Origin of the sequence: Chryseobacterium lathyri (assembly GCF_003290185.1) — a bacterium.
Lineage (GTDB): Bacteria > Bacteroidota > Bacteroidia > Flavobacteriales > Weeksellaceae > Chryseobacterium > Chryseobacterium lathyri.
Genome location: NZ_QNFY01000007.1, coordinates 185,460 through 210,287 on the forward strand (window position 1 = coordinate 185,460; position 24,828 = coordinate 210,287).

At 36.5% G+C, this 24,828-nt stretch carries 24 protein-coding genes; 8 read left to right on the forward strand and 16 right to left on the reverse strand.

Translation table 11 applies throughout. The features are described 5' to 3' along the window. The first annotated feature begins 118 nt into the window (after positions 1-118). Positions 119-571: a hypothetical protein gene (locus tag DRF61_RS11810; RefSeq protein ID WP_111957225.1), complete on the forward strand. Its 453-nt coding sequence runs from the start codon at positions 119-121 to the stop codon at positions 569-571. A gap of 126 nt (positions 572-697) precedes the next feature. Continuing rightward, positions 698-1,207: a ferritin gene (locus DRF61_RS11815; protein WP_111957429.1), complete on the forward strand. Its 510-nt coding sequence runs from the start codon at positions 698-700 to the stop codon at positions 1,205-1,207. A gap of 228 nt (positions 1,208-1,435) precedes the next feature. Here DRF61_RS11815 and DRF61_RS11820 read toward each other — a convergent pair whose 3' ends face one another. Next, entirely contained in the window at positions 1,436-4,591 is a 3,156-nt protein-coding gene (locus DRF61_RS11820; RefSeq protein WP_338065567.1) for a UvrD-helicase domain-containing protein, read from the reverse strand. 168 nt (positions 4,592-4,759) lie between these two features. Here DRF61_RS11820 and DRF61_RS11825 point away from each other — a divergent pair, with 168 nt between their 5' ends. The 4 genes from DRF61_RS11825 to DRF61_RS11840 all read left to right on the forward strand — a co-directional run bounded on the left by DRF61_RS11825 (position 4,760) and on the right by DRF61_RS11840 (position 7,958). Then, on the forward strand, positions 4,760-5,506 hold the full coding sequence (locus DRF61_RS11825) for a carboxypeptidase-like regulatory domain-containing protein (RefSeq protein WP_111957231.1): 747 nt from the start codon (positions 4,760-4,762) through the stop codon (positions 5,504-5,506). Between the two features lie 6 nt (positions 5,507-5,512). Beyond that, on the forward strand, positions 5,513-6,319 hold the full coding sequence (locus DRF61_RS11830; RefSeq protein ID WP_111957234.1) for a hypothetical protein: 807 nt from the start codon (positions 5,513-5,515) through the stop codon (positions 6,317-6,319). Positions 6,320-6,336: 17 nt separating this feature from the next. After that, positions 6,337-7,152: a carboxypeptidase regulatory-like domain-containing protein gene (locus DRF61_RS11835; protein WP_111957237.1), complete on the forward strand. Its 816-nt coding sequence runs from the start codon at positions 6,337-6,339 to the stop codon at positions 7,150-7,152. Positions 7,153-7,223: 71 nt separating this feature from the next. Then, on the forward strand, positions 7,224-7,958 hold the full coding sequence (locus tag DRF61_RS11840; RefSeq protein WP_111957240.1) for an SIMPL domain-containing protein: 735 nt from the start codon (positions 7,224-7,226) through the stop codon (positions 7,956-7,958). 117 nt (positions 7,959-8,075) lie between these two features. Here DRF61_RS11840 and DRF61_RS11845 read toward each other — a convergent pair whose 3' ends face one another. From DRF61_RS11845 to DRF61_RS11865, 5 genes are read right to left on the reverse strand one after another with little or no spacing between them, the layout of a single operon-like run. Beyond that, a complete protein-coding gene (locus DRF61_RS11845; protein WP_111957242.1) occupies positions 8,076-8,588 on the reverse strand; it encodes a GNAT family N-acetyltransferase in 513 nt (170 codons plus the stop codon). Between the two features lie 2 nt (positions 8,589-8,590). Next, positions 8,591-8,812: a PspC family transcriptional regulator gene (locus DRF61_RS11850; RefSeq protein ID WP_034702977.1), complete on the reverse strand. Its 222-nt coding sequence runs from the start codon at positions 8,810-8,812 to the stop codon at positions 8,591-8,593. Beyond that, the gene (locus DRF61_RS11855) at positions 8,805-10,076 is read right to left on the reverse strand and encodes a DUF2851 family protein (protein WP_111957244.1); all 1,272 of its coding nucleotides are present in this window, start codon (positions 10,074-10,076) and stop codon (positions 8,805-8,807) included. Before DRF61_RS11855 ends, DRF61_RS11850 begins: the two co-directional genes overlap by 8 nt. A 25-nt stretch (positions 10,077-10,101) precedes the next feature. Next, positions 10,102-11,250 (reverse strand): N-acetyl-alpha-D-glucosaminyl L-malate synthase BshA, encoded by a 1,149-nt coding sequence (bshA, locus tag DRF61_RS11860; protein WP_111957246.1) that lies wholly within the window; start codon positions 11,248-11,250, stop codon positions 10,102-10,104. Positions 11,251-11,254: 4 nt separating this feature from the next. Beyond that, on the reverse strand, positions 11,255-12,982 hold the full coding sequence (locus DRF61_RS11865) for a glycoside hydrolase family 3 protein (RefSeq protein WP_111957248.1): 1,728 nt from the start codon (positions 12,980-12,982) through the stop codon (positions 11,255-11,257). Positions 12,983-13,097: 115 nt separating this feature from the next. On the opposite strand from DRF61_RS11865, the gene DRF61_RS11870 reads away from it, so the two are divergent. Continuing rightward, the gene (locus DRF61_RS11870; protein WP_111957250.1) at positions 13,098-13,652 is read left to right on the forward strand and encodes a hypothetical protein; all 555 of its coding nucleotides are present in this window, start codon (positions 13,098-13,100) and stop codon (positions 13,650-13,652) included. 340 nt (positions 13,653-13,992) lie between these two features. On the opposite strand, the gene ribA is transcribed toward DRF61_RS11870, so the two are convergent. The 8 genes from ribA to DRF61_RS11910 all read right to left on the reverse strand — a co-directional run bounded on the left by ribA (position 13,993) and on the right by DRF61_RS11910 (position 21,039). Beyond that, positions 13,993-14,589, reverse strand: coding sequence for a GTP cyclohydrolase II (gene ribA / locus DRF61_RS11875; RefSeq protein ID WP_111957252.1), 597 nt, complete (start codon positions 14,587-14,589; stop codon positions 13,993-13,995). 17 nt (positions 14,590-14,606) lie between these two features. Then, positions 14,607-15,065: a hypothetical protein gene (locus DRF61_RS11880; RefSeq protein ID WP_111957253.1), complete on the reverse strand. Its 459-nt coding sequence runs from the start codon at positions 15,063-15,065 to the stop codon at positions 14,607-14,609. After that, on the reverse strand, positions 15,062-15,676 hold the full coding sequence (locus DRF61_RS11885; protein WP_111957254.1) for a DUF4254 domain-containing protein: 615 nt from the start codon (positions 15,674-15,676) through the stop codon (positions 15,062-15,064). The genes DRF61_RS11880 and DRF61_RS11885 overlap by 4 nt, the downstream gene beginning before the upstream one ends. 15 nt (positions 15,677-15,691) lie before the next feature. After that, positions 15,692-15,904 (reverse strand): twin-arginine translocase TatA/TatE family subunit, encoded by a 213-nt coding sequence (locus DRF61_RS11890; RefSeq protein WP_111957255.1) that lies wholly within the window; start codon positions 15,902-15,904, stop codon positions 15,692-15,694. A 31-nt stretch (positions 15,905-15,935) separates the two neighbouring features. Beyond that, on the reverse strand, positions 15,936-17,498 hold the full coding sequence (locus DRF61_RS11895; RefSeq protein WP_111957256.1) for a peptidoglycan DD-metalloendopeptidase family protein: 1,563 nt from the start codon (positions 17,496-17,498) through the stop codon (positions 15,936-15,938). Further along, the gene (lolB1, locus tag DRF61_RS11900; protein ID WP_111957257.1) at positions 17,495-18,337 is read right to left on the reverse strand and encodes a lipoprotein insertase outer membrane protein LolB1; all 843 of its coding nucleotides are present in this window, start codon (positions 18,335-18,337) and stop codon (positions 17,495-17,497) included. The genes DRF61_RS11895 and lolB1 overlap by 4 nt, the downstream gene beginning before the upstream one ends. A 109-nt stretch (positions 18,338-18,446) precedes the next feature. Continuing rightward, positions 18,447-19,463: a sugar phosphate nucleotidyltransferase gene (locus DRF61_RS11905; protein WP_111957258.1), complete on the reverse strand. Its 1,017-nt coding sequence runs from the start codon at positions 19,461-19,463 to the stop codon at positions 18,447-18,449. 154 nt (positions 19,464-19,617) lie between these two features. Continuing rightward, positions 19,618-21,039, reverse strand: coding sequence for a lipopolysaccharide biosynthesis protein (locus tag DRF61_RS11910; protein ID WP_111957259.1), 1,422 nt, complete (start codon positions 21,037-21,039; stop codon positions 19,618-19,620). Between the two features lie 212 nt (positions 21,040-21,251). Here DRF61_RS11910 and DRF61_RS11915 point away from each other — a divergent pair, with 212 nt between their 5' ends. Beyond that, positions 21,252-22,589, forward strand: a complete 1,338-nt coding sequence (locus DRF61_RS11915; RefSeq protein WP_111957260.1) for a dihydroorotase — start codon at positions 21,252-21,254, stop codon at positions 22,587-22,589. Between the two features lie 228 nt (positions 22,590-22,817). On the opposite strand, the gene DRF61_RS11920 is transcribed toward DRF61_RS11915, so the two are convergent. Together DRF61_RS11920 and DRF61_RS11925 are read right to left on the reverse strand one after the other, a co-directional pair. Then, positions 22,818-23,714: a helix-turn-helix domain-containing protein gene (locus DRF61_RS11920; RefSeq protein WP_111957261.1), complete on the reverse strand. Its 897-nt coding sequence runs from the start codon at positions 23,712-23,714 to the stop codon at positions 22,818-22,820. A 16-nt stretch (positions 23,715-23,730) separates the two neighbouring features. Then, positions 23,731-24,732 carry an aldo/keto reductase gene (locus DRF61_RS11925; RefSeq protein ID WP_111957263.1) on the reverse strand — a complete coding sequence of 334 codons (1,002 nt, stop codon included), beginning with the start codon at positions 24,730-24,732 and terminating at the stop codon, positions 23,731-23,733. Positions 24,733-24,828 lie beyond the last annotated feature (96 nt).

Genomic DNA, 24,828 nt, shown 5'->3' on the forward strand with positions numbered 1-24,828 from the left:
TCCTTTTTTTTATTATTTTAATATTAAAAATTAACATTTTTTATGAATATTTCAGTTTAACTTATCTTTTAACTAATAATCAAAAAGATGTATAACAATTAATTAAATATTTTTTAAGATGAAAAAATTAGTTTTAGCAATAGCATTTATTGGAATAGGAGGTTTTGCAATGGCACAACAGACCATAACGACTCCGCAGGACAAACAGGCAAGAAGAGCAGAGATGCAGCAAAAAATGCAGCAAAAGCATCAGGAGCACCTTGATCAGATGCAGAAAGATCTTAACCTGAACGCGTCTCAGGTTGCGCAGATTAAAAGCCTTCATGAAAAAAGAAAGTCTGAAATGAAAGCTGACTTTGATAAAAATAAAGAAGCAAGACAGGCTAAAATGGAAGACATGAAAGCCAAAAGAGCTCAGATGGATGCTGATATGAAAAAAATCCTGACTCCTGATCAGTATGATAAATGGCAGGCCGACAGAAAAGCTAAAATGGAGCAGAGAAAGGTGGCAATGAAGGACAGAAAAATGATGAGGAAACCTATGAATACTGCGGTTCAGGAAGCAAAATAACAGTTCATAATTTTGATTTTTTAATGTATGAAGGACGGGTTTTCTCTCGTCCTTTTTGTATTAATTTTCATTAAAACCTTTGATTTCGGGCTTTTATTCCTTATTTTTGACTATAAATTTATACTTATGATCAGCGAAAAAATTGCAACGTTAATTAACGAACAGATAGCTCACGAACAATATGCCGCACAATATTATCTTTCAATGTCTGCCTGGTTTTCAGGAAAAGATCTTGACGGGATTGCGAATTACTTCAGGGTTCAGAGCAAAGAAGAATTGATGCATGCGGATAAAATGTTTGATTTTTTAAATGACGTAGGAGGGGAGATTATCATCGGAGAGATTGCAAAACCTCCACATGAATTCGAAAACGCTACTGATATTTTCGAAAAAGCATTGGAACACGAGAAAAAAGTAACCAGAAGTATTTTCAACATTGTGAAAAATGCTAATGATGAAGGAGATTTTGCAACAACTTCTTTCCTACAGTGGTTCATTAATGAGCAGGTAGAAGAAGAGGCTAGCGCTTCACAGTATGTTACAAAGATCAAGATGGTGTGCGATAATCCATCCGCATTATATCTTTTTGATCAGGAATTGTCTCAGAGAGTTTTTGTATCGGCTACAACAGCCTAAGCAAATTATATGGTAAAACTCGCCCCGCCGTTCGGAGAACGGCGGGGCGAGTTATTTTCATTATCAGGTTATCCACAAAATATCTGGAAGATGTGCTTTCTATTGTGAATAATATTATTTTTTTAATTTATTATATTCTGTTGTTAATCAGTGTATTGATGCCTTGTTTTTAAACTTATCAACATCCTGGTGTGGAAAACTTTGTGGAAAAGATAATACAGATTCCTGCTATAGATAGATCAACTGTGTCTTTAGTACTTTTCTTCCCAGACTTTCCAGAATACGTTTATAATTCTCAATTTGCTGCTGATTCTTTTCCGTTTCTTCACCCGTTTTGAAATCTACAATTACATAGCCTTCTTCACTCTTCAGGATACGGTCAGGCCTGAAAATATGGCTTTGTCCTCTTTCTGAGATCATAATATCTTTTTCATTGATCACTTCCCATTTCTCGTCAAAAAATTCAGCGTATTTTCTGATGATCTGAACTAAAGTTTCCTGGATCTCATTTTTCTCTTCCAATGTGATCTGTCCGTCCAGAACGTAGCTTTCCAGGACTTTGGCTGTATCTTTTTCCGTATTGATTTTCGAAAGTAATTCATGGACAAAAAGCCCGATCCTTACCTTTTCGTTCCGCACCTGGTAATTTTTGGAGGGAGTCGCAATCTTGATGGACGCTCTGTTTTCATTGATATTTTTAAGGTTCTGAATATCCTTGGTCTTAAATAATGATGTTTTATCTTTAGAATACTTTTTCAGCATTTCCGGATGGACTTCATACAGATCGAATTCATCAGATTCTTCCGTATTTTTTCCGTTGAAAAATTCCAGCAGCTCAAGATTATTAGATGTTTTATTCGCTTTCTGAAGATAGAAAAACAGCTGTTCAACAGGACGGGTAGTCGCTACATACTGGAGACATAATCTGTCAATAAGGTTTTTGTAAGAATTTTTCTTATTAAATGCCTCTATTTCTTCATCATAAACCTCAAGGTTTTTGCTGAACTGATTGATGTTGACTGATTTCAAAGCATCATCGTTATTGGTGTCAAACCAGTTAGTGAATTCATTGTCCCTGTTTTTATTCATCATCGGGATAAATACAATCGGGAATTCCAGTCCTTTCGATTTATGAATGGTCATGATCTGCACAGCATCAATATTTTCTGAAGCCTGGATTGTATAAGCAGAAGCCTCTTCATCCCAGTATTTCAAAAATTCTTTCGTGCTGGCTCCGGCATTCTGTGTAAAGTTGAAAAGCATTTCAAGGAAATTCAGAAGAAAATCTGTTTCTTTGTTTTCCACAGCAAATTCATTGATGTAATATTCCACAAAATTATACAGATTGAACCTCGGAAAGTTGTCCTGTTTCAGCTTCAGGGAATAAGTATTCTGAATAAACTGAAGAATTTCCTCATGCGTTTCTATCTCCAGGATTTTGTTCATTTCCAATGTGAAATCTGCCATATGAATTCTTCCCAAAGCATTCAGATAATACATCATCATGATCAGATTGGGCTTGTTCTTAGGATTGATTTCCCACCGAAGAAATTCAATAACAGCCTTTAAGGTATTGGAAAGTTCCAGTGTCAGGCCTTTATCAGAAATTGTTTTAATATTCGTTTGTTCCCCATGGTAGTTCACTTTCAGATTTCCCAGTTTTTGAGAATAGCTGAAAATATCAAAATTACCGCGGCATAAGATTGTAATGTCAGAAAATTTAAAGCCATTATCCAGGCTTTCCTGAATGTCCTTCCGCATTCTTTCAGAAGTATCATTATAAAAATCCTCATTCGTAAGATTTTCGATCAGGCTGACTTTTACACGGCCTTCAATCTGAGATTTCGAGCTTTGTTCAGCATCTTCCCCGAAAATATTCCGATGTTCCTCCTCCAGACCTTCCGAATGATACCGGTACAGCTCATTATTGAACTGTACAATATTTTTAGCACTTCGCCAGTTGTCCTTTAAAACAAGAAGAGCTGCTTCCTTTGGCGAAAATTCTTTTTTGTTGATAATATCCAGCATCAGCTTACTTTCTCCACCCCGGAACCTATAGATACTCTGTTTGGGATCTCCTACAAGCGTAAAAGAAGTATTTTCTGTAGAAACACTGTGATCACGTAACGGAATAAAATTCTGCCACTGCAGTTCCGAAGTATCCTGAAATTCATCAAAGAAATAATGCTGAAACTGTGAACCTACCTTTTCATAAATAAAGGCTGATGGCTCATTTTTAAGATTTTCATTGATCAGAATATTAAATTTTGAAAGCAGAACAAGGTCATTCTCTTCCTCAATTTTTTTTAATTCATCCTGAATGTCTTTATTCACCTTTAACGGAAGAAGGGCAGATAGAATCTTTTCCTTCTTTTGGGTTTCAATGTATAAAAGGATCAGCTGCATTCTGTTGTCAAGAAGTTGGTCCAGAATCTCGAAGATCTCAGGTTCCTTACTTTTGGATTTAGAAGAAGCTCCCTTCCTGTAATTGTTGACTACAGATTCTTCCTGCGTTGTGGGAAATGGAAATCCCGGTCTTTTCTGATTGTAAAAATCCTGAACCTTAGTGAAAAATCCACCGATCCCGTTTTTTCCCTGTGCAAAATCTTCTATATCAATATTTCTGGACCGGAAAATCTCAATAGATTGGGCCGCAAGCTCGGCGGACCGTTTTTTATTCTGGACGATTTCTTTTCTGAGCGTATTTTTTATATTCTCGTAATTCGTGTCATCAAAGCTTTTGTTGCTTTTCAGATGTTCATAGTGAATATCCTTTACAAACTCTTTTGCAGAATCATAAAGATTTTTATTAAGATTGATCCTTTCATTATTTTCCAGACTGTAATCCACATAATCCATGAAAGAATTGGAAATGTTTTCATTCTCACCGATTTGGTCCAGCATTTTATCTACAGCTTCGATCAGAAACGGTTCAGCTTCAATTTCAAGATTAAAGTTTTTGGCTAAACCCAATTCGTAGGAAAAGCTTCTTACCAGTCTTGAATTAAAACGGTCAATTGTTCCGATGTTCAGCGTTGAATAATTGTGAAGCACATAATCCAGCAGTTTCTTGGAACGGTTATGGAGCTCGTCAATCGTAATTTTCAGTCCATCAGCTTCAAATGCTTTCTGAATGTTTTTCAGGTCACTGTTTTGTGCAAAATTATCCGCTGAAAAGTTTCCCAGCCAGGATAAAATTCTTTCCTTCATCTCATTGGCCGCTTTATTGGTAAAAGTAAGCGCGAGAATATTCCGGATCGACTGCTGTTGATTGGGGTAGCGGAGACAGATCATCAGAAGCCTCTGGACAAGGGCATATGTTTTCCCCGACCCGGCTGAAGCATTGATCACTGTATAAGAATTTTGCATTGCTGAATTTAGAATTGAGACTGCAAGTTAGCTAATTTTTAAGTGAAATTTTAACAATTCAGAGTGGCGATTTAACAGTTTCCCAAGCAAAAATCAAAAAGAAATCCTAAAACACGTTAACTGTGGTTAAACTTACCATTTAATTTAAAAATAATTTTAGATTTGCTCTATAAAAAACTGTCCGTGAAATTTAAACTACTCTTTTTTCTTACTACTCTTTTTTTCATAAACACCCATGCCCAAAATTATATTTTTGGAAAAGTAGTTTCTGAAGATAGTTCAGAAATCCCGGATGTAACTGTAATTAATATCAGGACTGATGAAAGAACGGTTACGAACCGGGACGGACACTTTATGGTTTCCGGAAGAGCAGGGGATGAACTTCGCTTTGTAAAGGCAGGCTACGAACGTCTCGTTAAAAAAGTTTCCAAGGAAAATATAGAATCTCCCATTAATATCACTTTAGAAAGAGCCACCATATTGATTCCCGAAGTAGAAATCAAGCAGGGAATTACCGGTGATCTTAAAATAGATGCAAAAAACCTGAACAGACCTAAAAAAGTTGAAAAGCTAATCAAAGATATTGACGGGTATATTGCACGGAAATCAGACCCAAGAATACTGGCAGCGAAACCCGGAGAATTTGTACAGCCAAAAGGGCAGGGATTTTCTATTGGGAAAGTGAAAAACAAATGGGATGATATTGATCTTGGCAGTTATCTGAAAACAGCTCTTGGTGAGGAATACTTCACGGATTTAAAAATTGAAAAGTCTCAGATAGATCATTTTATAAGCTATGTTCTGGCCGGTGGCTTTGAAAGGAAAGCTATCCTGAAATATGGTTTCTGCAGTGATGCTGATCTTTATAGATTTCAACGTTTTGTACTGACGAGAATTTCCTCTTACCGCGCTCCACAGACTCAAAGATAAACATAGATGAGAACTTATATTAAACAAAGCCTTTACGTAATTCCTTTTTTTGTTTCGGCAGAATATTTTTCCCAGCAGCAGATAACCGGAACAGTGACAGATAACAGCAAAAAAAATATAAACCCGGTTTTAATTATCAATGTTTCCAACAGGAAAAGCACATTGAGTGATACTTCGGGGAACTTTACGATAGAAGCATCGGAAAATGATGAACTTAGATTTGTAAAAGAAGGATATTGCCGTTTTGATAAAAAGCTGAGGAAGGAAGATTTCAGTTCTCCTTTAATGATAAGCCTTGACAAAACTGAAATAGAAATTCCTGAAGTAAAGATCACATATAAACCTACGGGTAATCTGGAAAGAGACAACAGGTATCTTAATGAATCCAGAAAAGTGGTGTCTTTAAGATCAGAGTTGGATGAGTATATGAAAAGCCCACTGAATGAAGCTTTACCGGATAATACGGTTTCAAAAACCTTTAAACCTGATTATAATGCCGGGCAGGTAAGTATTTTAGGAGTTTTGGATGCCGCTGTAGGTTTGTTCAAAAAAGCGACAGAACTTAAAATTACCAAAGCCAATTATACGGAAACACAGGATTTTATCAAAAGAGTAAAGGAAGAAATAGACTTACAGTTTCTGAGAAAATATGGCATGGATGAAGATCAGATAGATTATTTTTTAATCTATGCTAATGATACCCGGATGATGGCAAAAAAATACAGGAAAAACTTTAAGGCTGATATTGTAGAGTATGAATTAAAAGTAGCCTTTGCAGAATACAGAAAAACCCATAAACTGGACAGTATTTAATCTTAACGAATAAGAGGATGAGCTTTGCAGGTGGAAATATTGGCATTAATGACTGGAGAAAAGTTTCATTTCTTCTTGTATTCATGTTTAATAATTTCTTCTCACAGCAGACAGTTACGGGCCGTATTACCGATGATAGTGGCGAAAACCTAAGTTCAGTGATTATTATCAACATGTCTAATGACCAAAAAACCTATTCCAATTCTATGGGGCAGTTCTCTATTGAAGCTAATCCAAATGATGAGTTGAGATTTGTAAAAGCAGATTTCAGGAGGGTTTCTGCTACAGTTCCCGCTAATGGTTTCAGTTCTCAGCTTTTGGTTGTTCTGATTCCGATCCCAAAAGAAATTGAAGAAGTAAAGGTAGTTAAAAAACCGACCGGAGATCTTGAGACGGATTCAAGGCTGGCCTCAAAAGTAGATAAAGGTGAGATGGTACGCCAGGCAGTAGGCTTACCCCAACCCGTCGGGAAAATGAGGGAAAAGCCGGCAGAAGTGAAGCAGGTGCTTATTCCGATACTTTTAGGGAGCCTGGATGTACAGGGAGCTTATGATTTGATAAGCGGAAAAGCAAGGCGCCAGAAAAGACAATACAGGTATGATGATCTGCAGGAACATATTGCATGGGTAAGAAACAGAGTGGATAATGAATACTTTACCCAGGCGGGAATCCCGGAAGAAAGAATTTCAGAGTTTATACAGTATTCCTTTGAGGCTAAACCCCAGGTGCGCACTTATGTAAAAGCAAAAAATTTATCCGGAGTATTATTGAGAATGGAAGAAACCATGCCTGTTTACCTTGAAAGATTGAAACAGAAAAAAATACAGCAATAATGTTAAAAAAATCTTAAAATTCGGAATAGAAATTGATGTACTCTTACTTAAATTAATCAATCACAATTTCTATGAATAAAAATATTATTGCGGTAGCAGTCGGAGCACTGGGATTTGTCCTTGGGCTTGGCTTTTTAGGGAATGCTATTAAAAACAGAAATAAATCTGAAAATACCATTTCCGTAACAGGATTGGGCACCAAACAGTTTACTTCCGATCTGATCACATGGTCCGGAAGTTTTTCCAAAAATAATTCCGATTTAAAAGCGGCTTATGATGAGCTGGCCATAGACAGGAAGGTGATTAATGATTATCTCGTTTCAAAGGGCATTAAACAAAACGAAATCGTGTTTTCTTCTGTAGATATTCAAAAACAGTTCAGAAGTTATAATGATTCTAATGGGAATTATGTTCAGGGTGAATTCTCTGGCTATAATCTTACCCAAAAAGTATCTATTGAAAGTAAAGAAGTTGTAAAAATTGAGAATCTGTCCAGAAATATTACAGAGATCATCAATCGGGGTATAGAATTTACGTCCTCAGCACCATCTTATTTTTATACCAAACTGGCAACAGTAAAACAGGAAATGATCGCCAGCGCAACTAAAGATGCTAAAGAAAGAGCTGAGAAAATTGCAGAAAATTCAGGGAGCAGCCTGGGAAATCTTAAAAAGGCCACAATGGGTGTTATTCAGATTACCGAGCCCAACTCCAATGAAGATTATTCCTACGGTGGAACATTCAACACTTCTTCCAAAGAAAAAGAAGCCAATATTACCATAAAACTGGAATATGAAGTCAACTAAAAACCTCTGTAAATAACCGTCTATCTATTCCCCTCCTCCGGAGGGGTGGCAGATCGAAGATCTGACGGGGTGGTTAAAAAAATAAACCGCCGGAAATTCTCCGGCGGTTTTTATATTTTAATGATACACAACATCATAAATTTCATCTTTTACACGTTTCAGATCTTCGGGTGTATAATTGGCCAGCAGCCAAAGATCAAGAGACTTTTTCCCTTCACCATAACTCGGCTGTACATACATTTCATCGATCAGGGTAAATCCGTTTTTCTGATAAAAAGAATAGCGTCTTTTCGCATCGTCCCCCAAATGATCAGGTTCTATTTCTAAAATAATCCTCGGATAATTTTTAAACAGATACCCTGTAATATGTGATCCCAATTTCTGACTTCTGAATGCCTCGAAAACTTCGAAATGTTCTACAAAAACATAAGAACTCAGCTCCCAGATAATAAGATAGCCAATAGCCTGGGATTCATGAAGTACAGAAATTACTTTTACATGAGGATTTGAAAATAAGGCGGTAAATTGTTTCCAGTCCCTTTGCTCATCCGTAGGAAAAGTGCTGGAGTAAGATGTATAAATGTCCTGGACTCTATAGTCTTCGGCAGAAGTAATCGGTAAAAATTCCATAATTATAAATCAAAAACACTAGGTCTTCTTGTAATAAAAATATCTTTGATCCAAAGCGTAAATGCGAGCCCGAGATAGATCAGAAAGAAAAATCCGGCAGTTGCAAAAGTAGAATAGATGAAGAAGATCCTTAATTTGGATACAGGAATCCCCAGTTTAGCTCCCATTCTCGTAAGAACACCAAACCATTCTCGTTCCATTTTGTGGCGGATATTATCAAACATTTGAAGATTCTTTTAAAAGTTTAAATCCAATACCGCAATTTAAGCAATTTTTTTCTTCACACGAGGTTTTATGATGAAAAATAAGGCTCTGGCTTTCCAGTGCATTTTTAACCTTCAGTCCAAGGTTTCTCCATCCGGAGGTTACAGAATTTTTTTCAGCGGTCAAGTTTCTGTACAGCTCCAGTATCTCATCCGTTGTTTCATCATTATGGTATTTATGATAAGTATATTTTAAAGGAAGCACTGTATTTAAGATCACCAGTTCAATGAAATCCCTGCTCAATGTTTTTGGCTGGAATTTTGAAAGGGTCCCAAAATTAAAATGAAAATCCCAATATTCCGAAGCTTTTACCGGTTCAAAGACTTCGTAAAGTTTATCTATGTTATCAGCTTTAATGATCTTTGAAAACAGATTCTGATGCCTATAGTAAAGATCTGCCAGCTGGGAGAGACGGATCGTGGGGAAGTTCGGCGGACGGAGCCTTAAAAACTTAGGATGTAATGTCAGATCCGGCATGCTAAACTTTTTTCTGATGAATTCAAATTCCCTTTTCCACATTAGCATTTTTTCGTCTTTTGGATGCTCTAGCCATCCTGAAATACCAAATAATAAGGCTTCCAGCTGTGATTCATTCTGGCGGATTTTGTTAACAATACTGAAATCTATGGACTCAGCAATCTGTCTGAACATATGGGCATTTACTTTTAATCCGAAAGAATAGGCGAGACTGTGAAAAAGTACCGCTTCAAAATTGTTCTTATACTTTTCTAAGCTTTTTTCCAGTTCCTGAGACTTTTCATCCAGCTTTTTAAGAACATTGGTTTCATGAAAACTAAGAGGAATTTTATTGGGATCAAAAATATTTTCGCAGGGAATAAACTGAGTCCCATTGATCATTTTTTCGTATTTCCAGAGAATGTCCTGGTCAATATGGTCTTTCAGTTCCAGTGTGGGAACATTTTTAGAGATAAGGTCATCGATCTCAGCATCATTCTGGTAAACAACGTGGAGGATAATATTTTGGTAATTGGGGTCTTGAGAATGGTTATGGAAGACCCAGTCGGAGGCTCGAAGGTGCAATTCGATATTTCCGGCAATAACCAGATCTTTTGTTTTAATTTTTGCATCGAGGAAATCCGGACCCGCATTCGTGTTCCACTTTCCAAAGCTGATGATCTCAACGGAATGCCCTTCAATATCCTTGAAGTCGAAATGTTTGAAAACCTTATAGTTCCAAAGATATTGAAGCAGTTTTTCCGTCATAGTGACGATAAATATAACAGAAATATTATACTTTCGCCGGCTCTTTTTTGAAATTTTCTATAGTCGTTCTGTACATTTCTTCATATATAGGAAGAATGTTTTTCAAATCGAATTTTATAGCCTGATCTTTCGCATTTTTTTTCATTTTGGTTAAAAGCTCATCATTGCTTAGCAGCTTGATGGTGTAATTGCTCATAGCCTCTACATTTCCAATTTCAGCCAAAAATCCTGTTTCACCCTGTATATTTACTTCAGGAATTCCGCCCGCATTGGAGCTGATTACAGGGGTGTAAGCTGCCATTGCCTCAAGAGCTGCCAGACCGAAACTTTCCTGCTCGGAAGGAAGTAAAAATACATCAGACAGCTGCAGAATCTTATACAGATCATTCACTTTTCCTAATAAGCGGATTTTTGAAATAAGCTCAGGATTTTCTTCTAAAAACTGATTCACTTTTTCCATATCCGGTCCTTCACCGATGATGATCAGTTTTGATTTTACTTTTTTCTCAACGCTCTTAAATATCTGCAATACTTCCTCTACACGCTTTACAGGACGAAGATTGGAAACATGGATCAGAATTTTTTCGTCCGGATTGGCAAACTGGGTTCTCTGGCATTCTGTGCAGTCATCAAATTCAGAATTATCAATAAAATTGGTAATCACCTGTATTTCTTTCTTGATGTTGAAAAACTGCAGGGTGTCCTTTTTCAGGCTTTCAGAAACCGAAGTAATAGCGTCTGACTGGTTGATGGAAAATTCTACGGCATGTTTATAGCTTGGATGCTGTCCCACAAGAGTAATATCTGTTCCGTGCAGCGTAGTTACCAATGGAATATCATTATTATCCTCCTTCAGCATCTGCTTGGCAGTAAATGCAGCGTAGGCATATGGAATGGCATAATGAGCGTGTAACAGGTCAAGCTTATAAAGGTTCACTACACGATAGATCATCGAACTTAGCGCAATATCATAAGGCTGATACTGGAAAAGCGGATAGGTCTGTACATTCACTCTGTGAAAGAAAATGTTCGGGTTAGTAATGTCTAGTCTTGCAGGGAGCGCAGAACTTATAAAATGGACTTCATAGCCCTTATTGGCCAGGGACATTCCCAGTTCTGTTGCTACGATTCCGCTTCCCCCGTATGTTGGATAGCAAAGTATGCCTATTTTCATTAGATTATTGTTGTTTTGATGTTGTAAAAACTGTGGTATTTGAAGCTGAAGCTGGAACACTATCGATCCCCATGCCTGCTTTCAGCTGATCATTGACCAGAACAGGCAGCCTGCCCCATATTTTTGTTTTTCCGTTCAGAGCATTGGCTGCGGCCGTCATAGAGTCATCATTATTTTCATAGGCGACAAGAACGGTAGATACTTTTGTAATATCAATGTCTTTTAAAGCATAAGCGCTTCCGAAAACACTTAAAATAACTTTTTGATTTTTGGTGAGATCAGCAAGAACTGTCTTAGATTCTGCCGAAATTTTATAAGGTTTATACGCTGTTGAATTATCCTTGTGAAATCCTACGATTACGGTAGAACCTGCAGGAATTGTATTAATCTCATTTGCTTTTTTGATTATGACAGTTGATCCCAGCTGATTAGCGAAAGTCTGATAAGGTGCTTCTTCCAGCGGAACATAATAAATTTGTTTTCCAGTAACAGGAAGCAGTTTTTGATCATCTTTTAATAAAGTCAGTGCATTGGCATAAAGATTTTGTACCAATGTTTTGTGAGAATCATTGTTCAGGTCGTTGTTGATATTTGCGGGATTTTTCGGAGTGTATTGGTTAAGCCCCAAAAAATATTTTGTAAGTAAAATTTTCTTGACACTTTCTTCCACTCTTGATTGTGGAATTTCACCTTTTTCAATAGCTTTCTGAATTAATTTTTTTCCTTCCGAAACTCCCTGAGAGAAAAGCATGATGTCATTTCCAGCTTTAAAAGCAAGTGCATCCAGTTGCCCCGGCTTATATTTATTAGCTACAGCACCCATGTTCAGCGCATCGGTAATGATTAAACCCTTGTAGCCCAGCTTATCTTTTAATACGCCTGTAATAATATTTTTAGAAACAGAAGCAGGAATTCCTTTGCCGGATTCAAGGCTCGGCACATATAAGTGAGCTACCATCACACCACCGATTCCTTTGTCCATTAAAGCTTTAAAAGGAGCCAATTCAACAGTATTTAATCTTTCTAAGCTATGCGAAACTACAGGCAGATCCAAGTGAGAATCTGTACTGGTATCACCATGTCCCGGGAAATGTTTGATGGCGGCAAGAATCGTATTATCCTGAAGACCGTTAGAATAAGATAATGCAGAACTGATCACATTATCTACTTCTGAACCGAAACTTCTGTTTCCGATAATAGGATTATCCGGATTGGTATTTACATCAACAACCGGTGCGAAATCCCAGTTGATCCCCATTCTGTGGCAATCTTCTGCTATCTTGGCGGACATCTGGTAAATAAGGTTCTTATCCTGTATTGCTCCTAGGGTCATCGCCCATGGAAATTTATGTGCTGTGACAATTCTTTGGAACAAGCCCCATTCTGCATCCATCCCGATCATCATCGGAATTTTTGATTTCTGCTGGAATTCATTAACCAGGTTGATTTCTCTGGCAGCGTCGTCCTGCATTAAGATTAATCCTCCGATCTTATCATTAACCACAATATTTCTGATCTGGTTAATATAGTCTTCACCTTTATTCGTATAAAGAGCTACAATAAACAGCTGCCCCAACTTTTCATCCTGAGAAAGTGATCTGTAGGTTTTATTCACCCAGTGATGAGCTTTTTTCAGGTCTTCTTCGGAAATGTTTTTGGGCTGGTACTGAGCTTGGGCTGTAAAGCTTATTAATGAAAAAATAAATAGGGAAGTATATAACAATTTCTTCATGATCTTTTGAATAAGAACAAAAATACAATTAAAAAAATGATGAAAACAAAGTTTTTGCAATTTTTGGTATATGATTTGAATACGCTTTATAAATAATAACTAAACTTTTCTAAAAATGAAAAAAATACTTCTCTTTTTATTCCTGGGTGCTGTAGGTTTTACTGCTTATAGCTGCGACAATGATGATGATGTTGTACAGGCTGTTGATTATGATACAATTTCACAAATGAAAGATATTACAGGTTCTTTTTCAAGTAGTGGTAACTACACTATTTCTCAAGGACTTAATATTCCAAGTACAGATGTGGTTTTAGTCTATAGATTGGTTTCTGGCAATGTTTGGCAGCAAATTCCAAAATCTGTTTACATACCAGATGTAGCTGGTAAGCCGACAAATAGAGTATTTGATTACAATTTTGTTTTTAATGCTCAAAATGTAGAGATTAGAATTGATGACGAGAATTTTAATCTGCCAACAGATCTTACATCTGGCGAGATTGCTACCTATTTAAATAATCAGACTTTTAGAATTGTACTTGTTCCTGCTAGCGCGACAGGTGTTGGTGGTGCAAAAAATAAACAAGCGGCTGTAGATTACAGTGATTACAACGCAGTAGTTAAGTATTACAATCTTGATGACACTAAAGTGCAAACTATCAAAGTGAATTAATTTAAGAAATATCTTTTCAGTTTTTTATAATTATTAAAAAAGCTCCGGGAGAAATTCCGGAGCTTTTGTTGTATTTTAACCCGAGTTCAGGGTAAAGTTATTTTTTTAATGTTGTTAAGAAGTAAGCCTGAAGTATGAAATTGTTGAAGAGAAAACATAATATAGAATAGTTGTATTATTTAAACTACCTTGAGTTCGGGAAAGTATCCTTGTCAAGGTTTAAAACCTTGACAAGGATACTTTCCCGAACTCTTCATCTATCAGTTGTATTATTAATTTTCTTAACCAAAGGAATTTGTTATGAACAAAGCTTCAGAATTTTCTGAAGCTTTGTTTTTTATTAGTTATCATTGTCATCCAGAAGATGGCCAAAGAAATCTTTTTTTGTTTTTAAATAGCCCTTACTCATCTCATTGGCAGGAATCTGTAGAGGAATCCTGGAATTGAGGTTAATATTGCTGTTTACCACATATTTTACCTTTTCTGGGTTGTTGGTGAGAAGGTTAATATCTTTTACCTCTAAAAGGTTAAGGATTTCAATAGCTACTCCAAAGTTTCTGTCATCAGCGGGAAGTCCCAGTTGCAGATTAGCCTGTACTGTATCAAGACCTTTTTCCTGCAATGAATATGCTTTGAGTTTGTTGATGATCCCGATATTTCTTCCTTCCTGACGGAGATAAACAATAATCCCTCCGTGGTCATGGGTATATTTCATTGCGGCATCCAGTTGCTGTCCGCATTCACATTTTTTTGAATGGAAAACTTCTCCGGTAATGCATTCGGAATGGAAACGTACGTTCACCGGTTTTGAAAAATCTGTATTTTCTGCTACGATGGCCATATGTGGCATCCAGTCGTTTTCGTTTTCGGAGAAAGCGATCATTCGGAAAGAGCCGTGCTCCGTAGGAACATTGGCTTCTGCCTGAATTTTAATCATTAATAATGGTTCGTTTTTTAATTTCCTTTTAAAGAATCTTCGATTACAGAAATATTGGTTTTTAGACGGACTAGATATCTGTTAAGAACTTCATCATCATCTTTGCCAAGCTGCTGTCTAAGTTTCTGAATTTTCTTGTATGATTTTTCGAAGCTTTTAATGGCTCTGCTTTTTCCCGGCGAATTGTTGGCATCAATGGCATATAAATAATTCTGAAGGCTGTATTTCAAGCTTGTGACTTCATCATTCAAACTGTTATTCTTAAACTTTGGAAAAGTAGAAATCAGATTTGAAATTTCAGAAGCGTTTACATTTTCTTTGATATTAATATCAAAGCCTTTTTTTGCCCCTCTGTCGGAATCAGAACCCTTAGTTTCGCTATAAAAATTATTTGACAACGGGGAAAGATTAAGCTTCTCCGTTGCGCAGGAAGTTATGATTAATAGTAGTACTCCAAAAAAAAATAGTTTTCTCATTTCTGTTGCCCCTTTTGATAAAGGATCGGGTTAAGACTATCATCGTTATACATTTTCATTTGTTTGTATACTTTCATCTTAACATTACCGCATTCAATATCAGTAAGCAACTGATTAATAGAAGTTGACAGGTCTTCTTTCTGAGTAAGCAGTACATCCAGTTTAGCCTGGCAGTTGGCACGGTGCTCTTCAGAAGCGGATTCCCTATTGGCCTCTAATGACATATGATAAACCTTTAATGCAAGAATTGATAATCTGTCTACAGCCCAAGCGGGTGTTTCTGTATTGATTTTTGCATCAGGTTTGGGAGTTATATTTTCAAACTTTGTAAGGAACCAGCTGTCGATAAATTCTACCAGATCTGTTCTTTTCTGGTTGGATGCATCTATTGTTCTCTTCAGTTGAAGAGCTTCAGCAGGATCAATATTTTCATCTCTAATAATATCTTCCAAATGCCATTGAACGGTATCAATCCAGTTCTTTGCATACAAAATCCGTTCCAAACTGTCTTTTTCGAAAGGGTTATTAATTAGAGTGTTAACGTCATCGGACACGTGATAATCTTCAATAGATTGATTGAAGACTTTCCATGCAGTCTCAGTAAAATTCATTATTGCTGAAGAATTTTAGTTGCTGGGAGTATTATTGTTGGTAGAAGAGGTTTTGTTTTCAGAACCTGGTTTGTCTTCTTCCTTCACCGCATCTTTAAATTCTTTGATTCCTGAACCAACTCCTCTCATTAATTCCGGAATTTTCTTTCCTCCAAACAGCAATACCAAAAGTATAGCTACGATAAGGATGTGCTGCCAAGATAAGGCAAGTATTGTTAGTGTGTTCATCTCTTAAGATTTTTGCAAAGTTACGCTTTTTTTAATATGAAATCCAACCTAATGGATCAACTGGCGTATTTCCGTTCCATACCTGGAAGTCAAGGGTATAAGAACCGTCGAAATCCTGAGCTACCGTACCTACAGGAGTGCCGGAAGAAACCTGCTGTCCTTTGGATACACTTACGCTTCCCAAGTTGGAGTAGATCGTAAAATAGTTTCCGTGTTTTACCATTACAGTTTTGGTTCCGTCACTATTTGCCAATACTGAAGAGACTGATCCCGGATATACAGATTTTGCACGGGTGCCGGATGGAACTGATATTTTAATCCCTGTATTTTCCTCAACAATATTTTTGAAAACCGGGTGTGGCTGTCTTCCGAATCGGTGGGTAACCTGTCCCGCTCTGTCTGCAGGATATCCAAGTCTTCCTCTGCTGTCTGCAAAACTGCTTCCCGGAGTTGTAGTCACTCCATAGCTGGTCATTGCTTTAGTTTCAGCGGCCTTTTTCTCTTCTTCTTTTTTCTTGTTCAGTGCGGCTTCTGCAGCTCTTGCGGCAACAAGTTTATCTGTGGCTTCTTTTGCTCTTGCGTTAGCTTCATCAGATGCTTTTTTCGCGGCCACTCTTCTGGCTTCATCTTTTGCACTGGCTTCTGCTCTTGCAGCCTCTTCATTACGTTTTTTCTCTTCTTCAGCTCTTTTAGCGGCTAGATCTGCGGCTTTTTTGGCTTCAATTTCTGCCAGTTTTCTTTCTCTTTCAAGAGCTTCAGCTCTGGCTTTTGCCTCTGCTTCAATTCTGGCTTTTTCTCTTTCCGCAATTATTTTAGCCATACGAATTTTTTCAGCTTCCGCTTTTCTTCTGGCTTCTTCTTCCGCTTTTGCTATTCTGATTTCTTCTGCGATGATAGCTCTGATCTGCCCTTCTAATGCCTTAGACTGAACCTGCTTCTGCTTAAGTTCCACGGTAAGCTTGGCTTCGTTTTTCTTGAAATCTGCCAGCAATTGTTCTTTCTGTGCTCTTTCTGCATTAATGGTTGCCAGATCTTTCTGCTGGTTGGCCAGAAGATTTTCTTTCTCTCTTGCAGAATTCTGCTTCTGTGCGATTGATTTTTTAATCTGTGCGGCTGCATTGCTTATTTCTGCAGCTTTTTTATCCTGATAGTCCGCGTACTGTTTCAGGTACTGAACTCTTCTGATAGCTTCACCCAAGTTTTTGGATGAAAGAATAAAGGTTACTTTGTTCTGTACCCCTTTGTTTTTGTATGCATTGACAAGAACTTCAGCATAATTTTTTCTGAGAACTGCCAGTTCTTTATTTTGACGGTTGATTTCCAGCTGACGCAGATAGATCTCATCTTCAATAAATCTTTTTTCTTTCTGAGTGTTGGTATATACCTTCTCTCTTAAAGTTAGTTTTTTATTGACATTATTAAGATAGGCGACTGAAAGTTTAGATTCAGTTCTGGTTTTTGCCAGGTCTGTATTTATCTGTACAATTTGTTTTTTAAGATCGGCATTCTGTTTCTGAAGCTGTTCCTTGTTCTGCTGTCCCTGATGCAGGCCGAACAGTAGAATACCTATTAAAAAGCTAAATTTTTTAATCATTTAATCTCAATTTTCTTATAACTGGATGGTACAGAATAAGCTGTTTCCATCCTCGAAAAGTCAAATTTCGTGTTTTCCAGTAAAATTTGGCTAGATTTTGAACCTTTTATAATTATTTTAACATTTTTTGGAAGGCGGATTCCATTGTATTCATCCCAGTTGCTATAAGAGATTTCCAATTCATCAGGAGATAAAACATCCTTTAAATTCACACTCAGCAGATCATAATTGGTATCATACTGAAGCTCAATTTTGTACTCTCTGGTTTTTTGGTCCGTGACAATTTTCTGATTGGTATTGGAAACCATTTTAAAGCCCTGCATATTTTTGGTAAGGGTAAATTGGGAATCACTGATCTTTACAAAGGTTCTTCCCATCAGTATTTTTTCCAGCGATTTGTAATCGATGAAATTTACATTCAGCAAATTATTTAAATAATCAAAATCTGAATCGATGTAAGTCTTGCTGGTTTTGTCTTGCCCTTTGATCCCTTCAGGCGTAGCGATACCTCTTGCTACGGTAAATAAAAATGCCTGAAGATTCATCCATACTTTTTTATCATTTTCAATATAAATGACAGCATCAAGGGTTGGGATAAAGTTTCCGGTTTCCACATTTACTTTACTGTTGATTTTGATCTGATCAAATTTCGGCGGAAGAAGGACATGCTCATAGAAAGTAAGTTTGTCTCTCACCGGCTCATTGGCATCTTTGGGATTTCTGTTGTCTTCTGCTATGACGGTACTATCCTGATTGCTGCCATTGTTTTTAGCTGCATTTCTTGTTTTACAGGATGATAGGGTAAGCAACAGGAGAAGTATCGGGATCCAGTTTTTCATGTATTTTGTCTTTCGATTAAAAAAAATACGCTGCAATATTAACGCCAAACCACACAACAGATGTTATGTGGTTTGGATGTATCTTATTTTATATTAATTATTTCTGATCTTATTTAGATAAAAAATCTAAAACTGAGTAGTCACCCAAAGAGATCTCTCTGGAAACTCCAAAGTACTGCGCAGAATTTCCAATCATTGAGTTGGAAAGATTCCCGTGGTTGATTCTTGTGTTTTCCTGGATCAGAGAATTTTCAATATTGGAATTGACGATGATCGTATTATTTCCCAGTGAAACGCCAGGGCCAATCTTTGAATTGGAAATTTGTACGTTTTCACCGATAAAACAAGGCTGAATGATTAATGAATTCTCAATAACTGCTGATGCAGGATGGTTAAGCATTGCTTCTCTTTCATACTCAAGGATTTTGCTGTTGGTTTCTACGGTAGCATTTTTGTTTCCGCAGTCCATCCAGTCATTCACTTTTCCTAAAGTGAATTTTGCTCCTTTTGCTCTAAGGTTTTCCAATGCTGTTGTCAACTGGTATTCGCCACCGTTTTTTATATTATTATCCATAATATAATTGATCTCGTTCATCAGTTTTTCAGCACTGTTGAAGTAATAAATACCGATAATAGCAAGATCTGAAACGAAAGTTTGAGGTTTTTCAACAAAGTCGGTAATAAAACCGTAATTATCTAATTTTACCACTCCGAAAGCTGAAGGATCTTCTACGCTTTTTACCCAGATCACCCCATCCGAATTTTTATCCAGCTGGAAATCTGCACGGAAAAGAGTATCTGCAAAAGCAATTACCACATCTCCCTGCATAGAGTCCTCTGCACATTTAATAGCATGTGCTGTTCCAAGTGGGTCATTCTGGTAATATATACTGCCTTTTGCTCCCAGTTTTTCGGCTATCTGAAGAAGAGATTTTTCAATCTCCGGCCCGAAATCCCCGATGATAAATGCTACTTCTTCAATTTTTTCACCTGCCACCTTAGCAATATCTTCTACCAGTCTTTGTACGATGGGTTTCCCAGCAATCGGGATAAGAGGTTTTGGAACTGTCAGTGTATGTGGACGTAATCTGGAACCACGTCCAGCCATAGGAACAATTATTTTCATAAATGATATGACAATGTTTATTTATTATTTTGTTATTTTGATTAGGCTAAAGATAATCATTAAAATCATTGCTGATCGTAATAATTATCATCTTTATTAATCTTCTGTTTAATTTTTTTAAAGAACTCAATAGTATCAAATTAGAGGCCATAAATTAGTTTTTCCTGATTCTTGATAACAGCAGATCTTTTTCTGAATATATCAGGATACCTGCATAAATAAGGAATAAAAGGTTTCCGATCCAGAAATTGTAATCGAATAATTCCACAATTATATAACTGAAAACCGCTAACAGGATAATGAAAAATGATATTTTTTTCATTCTGTAAGGAATAGGGTAGTATTTTTGACCTAAAAAATAGGAAAGAACCATCATGATAAAATAAGCGGCCAGAGTTACCCAGGCAGATACCATGAAACCATATTTTTTTAGAAATAAAAAATTTAAAGCAATAGTAATAACTGCACCGGTCCAGGAAATATAAGTTCCAACTCTTGTTCTGTCCGTTACTTTATACCAAGTAGAAAGATTATAATAAATTCCGAAGAATAAATTGGCAATTACAATGATGGGAATGATATTGATAGCAATCCAATAACTGCTATTGGGAACTAATAAAAGTTTTATCCATGAAACATTGGCAATAATTCCTAAAGCAACTACGGACGCAAAAAACGAAAAGTATTCAGTGACTTTTGCATACGTGAGTTTAGCATTTTCATTCTGCATTTGTTTAAAGAAGAAAGGCTCAATTCCCATTCTGTAGGCCGTAACAAAAAGAGTCATAAGAACAGCCATTTTATAGCAGCCTCCATAAGCTCCCGCTTCAGCATCATTAATGATAAATTTCTGAATAAACTTATCAAAGTTTTCATTCACCATGAAGGCTAACCCTGCTATCATTACCGGCCAGGAATACTTAATCATTTGCAGGAATAGATCTCTTGAAAACTGAAACTTCACCTTTAAAATAATGGGTAATACAAGTAAAAATCCTAAACCACTTGCAGCTAAATTACTGAAGAAGGGGTAGGCAACTTTTTCTTTTAAACCTAATTTAAATGAAAATTCCTGCGGAATATAAAGGAATAACGCAATTGCGAAAATACTCTGGAAAACAGCTTGTATCACTCGGATAGCAGTATATTTTATGGGTTTATTATGAAACCTGAACCACGCCAGAGGAATAACGAGAAGGTTATCAAAGAAAGCAATCCATGCAAACCATTTGATAAATTCAGGCGTTTTTTCATATCCGAAAACATTGGCAATTGGTTGATTAAACAGTAAAACGAGGATTAAAAAAACAGTTGATAGTCCTGTCAAAAACCAAAATGATGTGTTGAAAACTTTCTGCTCATTATCCTTATCAGATGAGAATCTGAAATAGGCAGTTTCAAAGCCAAAGGAAAGAACAATGTTTACAAATGAAATTAATGCGTAAAGATTGGTAAATATTGCAAAATCGCTGTTGTTGATATTTTTAATGAACAAATAATTAAGCAATACTACAATTATCCTCGGCATAATGGCCCCAATTCCATATATAATTGTCTCGTTGAGAAGTTTTTTCAATGTGTGAAATTTTTATGCAAATGTAAATATTTAGAAATTGATTTATAATCAGCGACATTAAAATTCATTCATAAACCTTAATTTTGTTTTTTGTAGATGTTAGATATTAGAAGTTAGAAATTAGTGATTGCAGTTTACCAATCACTTATAATTTTCTGACTTAAAAATTTTCTGACATCCCTAACTTCTAACATCTAATTTCTAAACTAAAAATGAAGACCCTAATCAAGAATGTAAAGATTGTGAACGAAGGTAAGATCTTCGAAAGCGATATCTTAATAGAAAATGACCTGATTTCTAAAATAAACCCCAATATTTCTGAGGAAGCAGATCAGATCATTGACGGTTCCGGAAAATATCTTCTGCCAGGCGTAATAGACGATCAGGTTCATTTCAGGGATCCGGGACTGACGCACAAAGGAGATATTGAAACTGAATCCAGAGCTGCCATTGCCGGAGGAGTTACAAGTTTTATAGACCAGCCCAATACAGTTCCTAATGCTGTTACTCAGAAATTATTGGCAGATAAGTATGAAATCGGGGCTCAAAAAGCATACGCTAACTACGGTTTTATGATGGGCGGAACAAATGATAACCTGGAGGAAGTTTTAAAAACAAATCCGAGAAATGTTCCGGGGATTAAATTATTTTTAGGTTCTTCTACGGGGAATATGCTCGTAGACAATCCTGAAACACTGGAGAATATCTTTGGAAGCACAAAAATGCTGATTGCTGTTCACTGTGAAGATGAAGCGACAATCAAAGCCAATACCCAGAAATATATTGACGAATATGGAGAGGATATTCCTGTAAAATTCCATCACCTGATCAGAAGTGAGGAAGCGTGTTATAAATCTTCTTCCAAAGCAATTGAATTGGCGGAAAAAACAGGAGCAAGACTTCACGTATTCCATCTTTCAACAGCAAAAGAGATGGAGCTGTTCAGAAATGATATTCCTTTAAAAGATAAAAAAATTACGGCTGAGGTGTGTGTCCATCACCTTACATTTACCAATGAAGATTATGAAACAAAAGGGGGATTAATTAAATGGAACCCGGCAGTAAAAACTCAAAAAGATAAAGACGGACTTTGGGAAGCATTGCTGGATGACAGAATAGATGTCATTGCCACGGATCACGCCCCTCATACCTGGGAAGAAAAACAGAATGTATATACAAAATGTCCTTCCGGTGCACCTTTGGTACAGCATTCGTTACCGGTAATGCTGGAAAATTATCACTCCGGAAAAATTTCTTTGGAAAAGATTGTTGAAAAGATGTGCCACAATCCGGCAATACTTTTCAGAATCGAGAAAAGAGGTTTTGTAAGAGAAGGATATAAAGCAGATCTTGTTTTGGTTGATTTAAATGCGGACTGGACTGTAGCTAAAGACAATCTTCTTTACAAATGTGGTTGGAGCCCGCTGGAAGGAATGAATTTACACTCTAAAGTGACGCAGACTTTTGTTAATGGGCATCTTGCCTATGATTATGGAAAGATCACGGAAGAAAAGTTCGGGGAGCGATTGCTTTTTGAAGTTCAGGAATAAATTGAAATAAAATTTTCACAATAATTATAAATAGGAACGGGCTTTAGCCCGTTTTTTTAATTTGAAAAGTCAAAGTGGCTTTAGCCAAAACTTATTCATAAAAAGACTGCAAACCAGCAGTCTTTTTATGTTTTTTTCTCTCGCAGATTTTGCAGATAAAGTAGATTTCTTAATGCAATCATCTGCTGAATTCGTTTATCTGTGAGAGGTTATTCCTTGAAATTAAATTTAATTAAAAGATTGTCTGAATTCCAAAGGCGACATCTTGGTTTTCTTTTTAAAAAGTGTACTAAAAGATTGAGAATGTTCAAAACCTAAAATATAAGCAATCTCACTTACAGAAAGATCGGTGTTTGAAAGCTTTTCTTTTGCTTTATTAATCAGCTTTTCATGAATATGCTGCTGTGTATTCTGTCCGGTATGAATTCTCAGAAAATCACTCAGATAATTGGGAGAAAGATTCATCGATTCTGCAATCTGATGTACAGTTAAAAGTCCCTTTTCTGCTGATTGTTCATCATCAAAATAATTATTCAGAAAACGCTCAAATTTTACCAATAACTGATGATTATTGTTTTTCCGGGTGATAAACTGTCGCTCGTAAAAACGGTTGGAATAGCTGAGAAGCAGCTCAATTTGAGATAAAATAATTTCCTGTGTATGTCTGTCGATATACTGACATTCTTCATCGATTTTCTGTAAAATTTCGATCAAATTATTTTCTTCATCTTCAGATAAATGTAAGGCTTCATTCACAGCATAAGAGAAAAAGCCGAAACCTGAAATTGTATTTGCCAAAGGATGTTTCAGTAAAAAATCTTCATGGAAAATTAATAAGTATCCAGAACCACATTCCATATTCTGCAAATCTAAATAATGGACTTGATTGGGCGCTGTAAAGCTTAAGACTCCCTTGTCATAATCATAATGCTGCTGTCCGTATCTTATTTTTCCTTTCACTTCTCTTTTTAAAGCCACACAATAAAATCTGTTAACAAAACCCTTCCAGACTTCATCTTCCAAAAAAATACTTTCGGATAAATTGATAACACTTACTAAAGGATGCTTTGGTTCAGGCAACGAAAGTAACCGGTGAAATGCTGAAATCGAAGAAATTGTATTCATCAGTGTAAATTATAGTTTAATAATCTAAAAGTCCCATACTGAATTCGTCATAAGGAGCACCTGTATCTGTTCCTAAAGGTACGATGTTTTCTATTTTTTGAAGTTCGGCTTCATTTAAAACAATTGTACCGGCTTCAATATTTTGCTCAAGATATTTTCTGCGCTTAGTTCCCGGAATCGGTACAATCCCTTTGCTGATGATCCATGCCAATGCCAATTGTGTTGATGTAATATTCTTTTCTTTCGCAAGGTTTTCAATGGCTTCCACCAATTCAAGATTTTTATGAAAATGTTGCTCCTGAAAACGGGGAATTCCTCTACGGAAATCATTTTCAGGTAAATCATCAACAGAACGGATCTGTCCGGATAAAAAACCTCGTCCCAAAGGCGAATATGCCACAAAACCGATGGCCAATTCATTTAAAGTTTTGATTACACCTTTTTCTTCTACTGTTCTTTCAAATAAAGAAAATTCACTCTGTACAGCAGTAATCGGATGAACTGCATGCGCTTTTTTTACCGTTTCTGAAGATACTTCCGACAAACCGATATAGCCAACTTTTCCTTCTTTCACAAGATCGCTCATTGCCCCCACCGTTTCCTCGATCGGAGTATTTTTATCCAAACGGTGCATGTAATAAAGATCTATATAATCTGTTTTAAGATTTTTAAGTGAGCGCTCGACTGCTTTTTTTACATAATTTTTGCTTCCGTTGATCGCCCAGGTCACCTTATCATTATCATCGATTTCCCATCCAAATTTTGTGGCAATGATGTATTTGTTACGATCTGTTCCAATGGCTTTTGCAATAAGCTGTTCATTTTTAAACGGGCCATACAAATCAGCCGTGTCCAGAAAATTTCCACCTAATTCCAAAGAACGGTGAATGGTTGCAATTGCTTCCTTTTCATCGGCCTTACCATACATATTGGCATCTTCAAAACCTGTCATGCCCATACATCCCAAACCGATATTCGGAACGTGTAGCCCTTGATTTCCTAATTTTATTTTGTTCATATTCTGTTGATTTTTAACATGACAAAATTCAGCAGAAATTAGCAGGCCGATGTATGCAAAATGATGATTATCGTATGCAAATTACGGATTACACTT